This is a genomic window from Nocardiopsis sp. TNDT3 (assembly GCF_003427465.1).
GTDB lineage: Bacteria > Actinomycetota > Actinomycetes > Streptosporangiales > Streptosporangiaceae > Nocardiopsis > Nocardiopsis dassonvillei.
The window spans coordinates 1-4,214 of the sequence record NZ_QPFC01000550.1 but is presented as its reverse complement, the minus strand read 5'-3'; the positions used below and the strand labels follow the sequence as shown (position 1 = coordinate 4,214).

At 70.8% G+C, this 4,214-nt stretch carries 3 protein-coding genes; all 3 read left to right on the top strand.

The window, feature by feature from the left end:
• Positions 1-1,677, top strand: a 1,677-nt coding sequence (rho, locus tag DQW06_RS14225; RefSeq protein ID WP_117198615.1) for a transcription termination factor Rho, incomplete at its 5' end; no start/stop codon positions are given.
• Positions 1,678-1,938: 261 nt separating this feature from the next.
• On the top strand, positions 1,939-3,771 hold the full coding sequence (locus tag DQW06_RS14220) for an L-lactate permease (protein ID WP_013151377.1): 1,833 nt from the start codon (positions 1,939-1,941) through the stop codon (positions 3,769-3,771).
• 195 nt (positions 3,772-3,966) lie between these two features.
• The gene (gene rpmE, locus DQW06_RS14215; protein ID WP_013151378.1) at positions 3,967-4,176 is read left to right on the top strand and encodes a 50S ribosomal protein L31; all 210 of its coding nucleotides are present in this window, start codon (positions 3,967-3,969) and stop codon (positions 4,174-4,176) included.
• Positions 4,177-4,214: the final 38 nt, after the last annotated feature.

The following is a 4,214-nucleotide window of genomic DNA, read 5'->3' as shown; positions in this document are numbered from 1 at the left end:
GCCGGTAAGGTCGAGGCAACCGACGGCCGGGCCGAGGCTCCCGAGACGCCGGGCACGGACGAGGCCCCGCGCAAGCGCGCGGACAAGCAGCCGTCGGACCAGGCCGTGACCGACCCCCAGGGCGGACGGGGCGACAAGCCCTCCCGCGGTCGTCGTTCGTCCCGCCGACGCGGTGACGAGCCCGGCGACCAGCCCCGGGCCGTGGACGGCGCCGAATCCTCTACCTCCGCGAGCAGCGTGACCAAGACATCCAGCACCCCCCAGAAGAACGGCCCCGACTCCGCCGAGGACCGTGACAACAGGTCCGGGCAGGGTCGCGAGCGCCAGCGCAACCGCCGCAACCGCAACCGCGGCGGTGACGACCAGAACGCGAACAGCAACGCCCAGCAGGGTGGTGGCGGCCAGAACCAGGGCCGCGGCTCCGGTGGTGGCGGTGGCGACGACGACGACTTCGGCGGACGCCGCCGCGGACGCCGCCGGGACCGTCGGGACCGCCGCGGACGCGGCGGGGGCCAGGAGCCGGAGCCGGTGATCGGCGAGGACGACGTCCTGCTGCCGGTCGCGGGCATCCTCGACATCCTGGACAACTACGCCTTCGTGCGCACCACCGGCTACCTCCCCGGCCAGAGCGACGTCTACGTCTCCCTGGCCCAGGTCCGCAAGCACGGCCTGCGCAAGGGCGACCACATCATCGGCGCGGTCCGCCAGCCCAAGGACGGCGAGCGCAGGGAGAAGTTCAACGCCCTGGTCCGCCTGGACTCGGTCAACGGCATGTCGCCCGACCAGGCCAGGGGCCGCCAGGAGTTCTCCAAGCTGGTCCCCCTGTACCCCCAGGAGCGCCTGCGCCTGGAGACCGAGCCGCAGATCCTCACCACGCGCATCATCGACCTGGTGGCGCCCATCGGCAAGGGCCAGCGCGGGCTGATCGTCTCCCCGCCCAAGGCGGGCAAGACGATGGTGGTGCAGGCGATCGCCAACGCCATCACCGAGAACAACCCCGAGTGCTACCTGATGGTGATCCTGGTCGACGAGCGGCCCGAGGAAGTCACCGACATGCAGCGCACGGTCAAGGGCGAGGTCATCCACTCGACCTTCGACCGGCCCGCCGAGGACCACACGGTCGTCGCCGACCTGGCCATCGAGCGCGCCAAGCGGCTCGTGGAGATGGGCATGGACGTCGTCGTCCTGCTGGACTCCATCACCCGCCTGGGCCGCGCCTACAACCTGGCCGCCCCGGCCAGCGGGCGCATCATGTCCGGCGGTGTGGACTCCACGGCGCTCTACCCGCCCAAGCGCTTCTTCGGCGCGGCCCGCAACATCGAGGGCGGCGGCTCGCTGACCATCCTGGCCACGGCGCTGGTCGAGACCGGCTCGCGCGCCGACGAGGTGATCTTCGAGGAATTCAAGGGCACCGGCAACATGGAGCTCAAGCTCAACCGGAGCCTGGCCGACAAGCGGATCTTCCCGGCGGTGGACGTGGACGCGTCCAGCACCCGCAAGGAGGAGATCCTCATGTCCTCCGAGGAGCTGGGCGTGGTCTGGAAGCTGCGCCGGGTGCTGCACGCGCTCGACACCCAGCAGGCCATCGAGCTGCTCCTGGACAAGATGAAGGAGTCCAAGAGCAACGCCGAGTTCCTGCTCCAGATCCAGAAGACCACCGTGGGTCCCGAGCGCTGACCCGCGGCCCCCGGGTCGAAGCAGGCCCCTCTCCCGTTCCGGGAGGGGGGCTTCGTCGTGTCCGCGCGGTGTGTCCGCGGCAGGCGGTCCCGCCCGGGCGGGACCGCGCTCCACCGCTTTCCTTTCGAATCGCGGAAGAGTCAGCCCGTGAGACGAAAAAGATCACTACTGTGTTGCGGATCACAGAAGGGTGTATCCCGCGGCGGGAAAACGATTTAGGGTCTCGCCGTCGAGTAGTCCCCGCACCAGGGAGCCGCCCGGATGGACAACCTCGCCCCACTCAGCCTCCTCGCGCTCGCCCCGATCGTCCTCGTCGGCGTCCTGCTCGTCGGATTCCGTCTCCCGGCCATGTACGCGATGCCCGCCGGATACGTCGTCGTGGTCGCCGTCGCCGTCCTCTTCTGGCAGACCGACTGGGTCGCGATCGCCGCCTCCACCGTCCAGGGCCTCATCCTCGCGATCGGCCTGCTCTACATCATCTTCGGCGCGCTCCTGCTGCTGTCCACCCTCACCAAGAGCGGCGCCATCGCCACCATCCGCACCACCTTCACCGACATCAGCCCCGACCGCCGCGTCCAGGCGATCATCATCGGCTGGCTGTTCGGCAGCTTCATCGAGGGCGCCTCCGGCTTCGGCACCCCCGCCGCCGTGGTCGCGCCGCTCCTGCTCGCCCTGGGCTTCCCCGCGATGGCCGCCGTCATGGTCGGACTGGTCATCCAGAGCACGCCGGTCAGCTTCGGCGCGGTGGGCACACCCATCCTCGTCGGCGTCTCCGGAGGGCTGGAGGGGTCGTCCGCGGTCGCCGCGCGCGCCGCCGAACTCGGCCTGGACATGCCCGGGTTCGTCAGCCTGATCGGGTTCCAGACCGTCCTGCTGCACGCCGTCGCCGGAACCCTCGTCCCGCTCTTCATCTGCTGCATGCTCTGCGGCTTCTACGGCGGGAACCGGCGCTTCTCCGACGGCCTCGGAGTGTGGAGGTTCGCGCTGTTCGCCGCCTTCGCCATGACCGTCCCCTCGGTCCTGTACAACCACTTCCTCGGCGTGGAGTTCACCAGCCTCCTCGGCGGCCTCACCGGTCTGGTCATCGTCGTCCTCGCCGCACGCCGGGGCTTCCTCATGCCCAAGCGGACCTGGGACTTCCCGCCCCGCGAGGACTGGCTGGCCCGCTGGAGCGGCACGCTCTCCCCGGGGGACGGCGAGACCGCGCGCGCCGACGGCGGACGCGTGGGGTTCCTGGCCGCCTGGGCGCCCTACCTCATGGTCGCCGCGCTGCTGGTGGCCACCCGCACCATCACGCCCCTGGAGGACTGGCTGACCGGCGTCGCGGTCGGAGCCACCGACATCTTCGGCACCCCCGTCTCCCAGCTCGTCGAACCCCTCTACTCTCCCGGCGCGACCTTCATCCTCGTCTGCCTGCTCACCTACGGCCTGCACCGCATGACCCGCCGCCAGATCGCCGACTCCTGGCGGATGGCCGGATCGCAGCTGGCCGGGGCGGCCGTCGCCCTGCTCTTCGCCGTCCCGCTCGTCCGCGTCTTCATCAACACCGGAGGCGACTTCGGCGACACCGCCATGGAGAGCATGCCGCTCACCCTCGCCGCCGGAGCCGCCGAACTGGGCGGGACCGCCTGGCCGCTCTACGCCCCCTGGATCGGCGCCCTGGGCGCCTTCGTCGCGGGCTCCAACACCGTGTCCAACCTGATGTTCTCCCTCTTCCAGTTCTCCACCGCCGAACGCATCGGCATCCCGCCCGAGACCGTCGTGGCCACCCAGGCCGTGGGCGGAGCCGCGGGCAACATGATCACCGTGCACAACGTGGTCGCCGCCTCCGCCGTGGTCGGACTGGCCGGACGCGAGGGAGACCTCATCCGCCAGAGCCTCCTGCCCATGACCTACTACGTGCTGCTGGCGGGGTCGGTGAGCTACGTCCTCGTCTACGGGTTCGGCCCCGGCGCCGGCACCGTCATGCTCCTTCTGCTCCTCGCCGTGCTCGCCGCGCTCGTCCTCCTCATGCGCCGGGCCGACGCGGACAAGCCCCCCTCCCGCACCGCCGGAACCGCCCCCGGAGGAGGCCGCGGGAAGGGGGAGGAATAGGTACTGGTCCCGGCAACGTTGTGGGTCTGGCAAACTGGTAGCGGGGAGTGGCCCGCCCTGCTTCGGCTGGGCCCGCCGCCCCGTTACCCGGATCGCCGCGACACCGGTTCGCGCATGGCCCACGACGACCGACCCGCCCCTGGCGGCCCGGCCCGTCATGCGTCCGGCGGTTGCGCCCCTGATGAGGAGACACACATGAAGGCCGACATCCACCCCGAGTACGTCGCTACCGAGGTGACCTGCACCTGCGGTGCCCACTTCACCACCCGCAGCACCGTCACCGAGGGCAAGATCCGCGCCGAGGTGTGCTCCGAGTGCCACCCGTTCTACACGGGCAAGCAGAAGATCCTGGACACCGGTGGCCGCGTCGCCCGCTTCGAGAAGCGCTTCGGCAAGCGCAAGTAGCGCCGCCCGCTGTCCCGCGGGGCCGGAGCACCCGGCCC

Coding starts and splice junctions, on each gene's coding strand:
- DQW06_RS14220 (WP_013151377.1), top strand. CDS start 1,939: ATGGACAACCTCGCCCCACTCAGCCTCCTCGCGCTCGCCCCGATCGTC.
- rpmE (WP_013151378.1), top strand. CDS start 3,967: ATGAAGGCCGACATCCACCCCGAGTACGTCGCTACCGAGGTGACCTGC.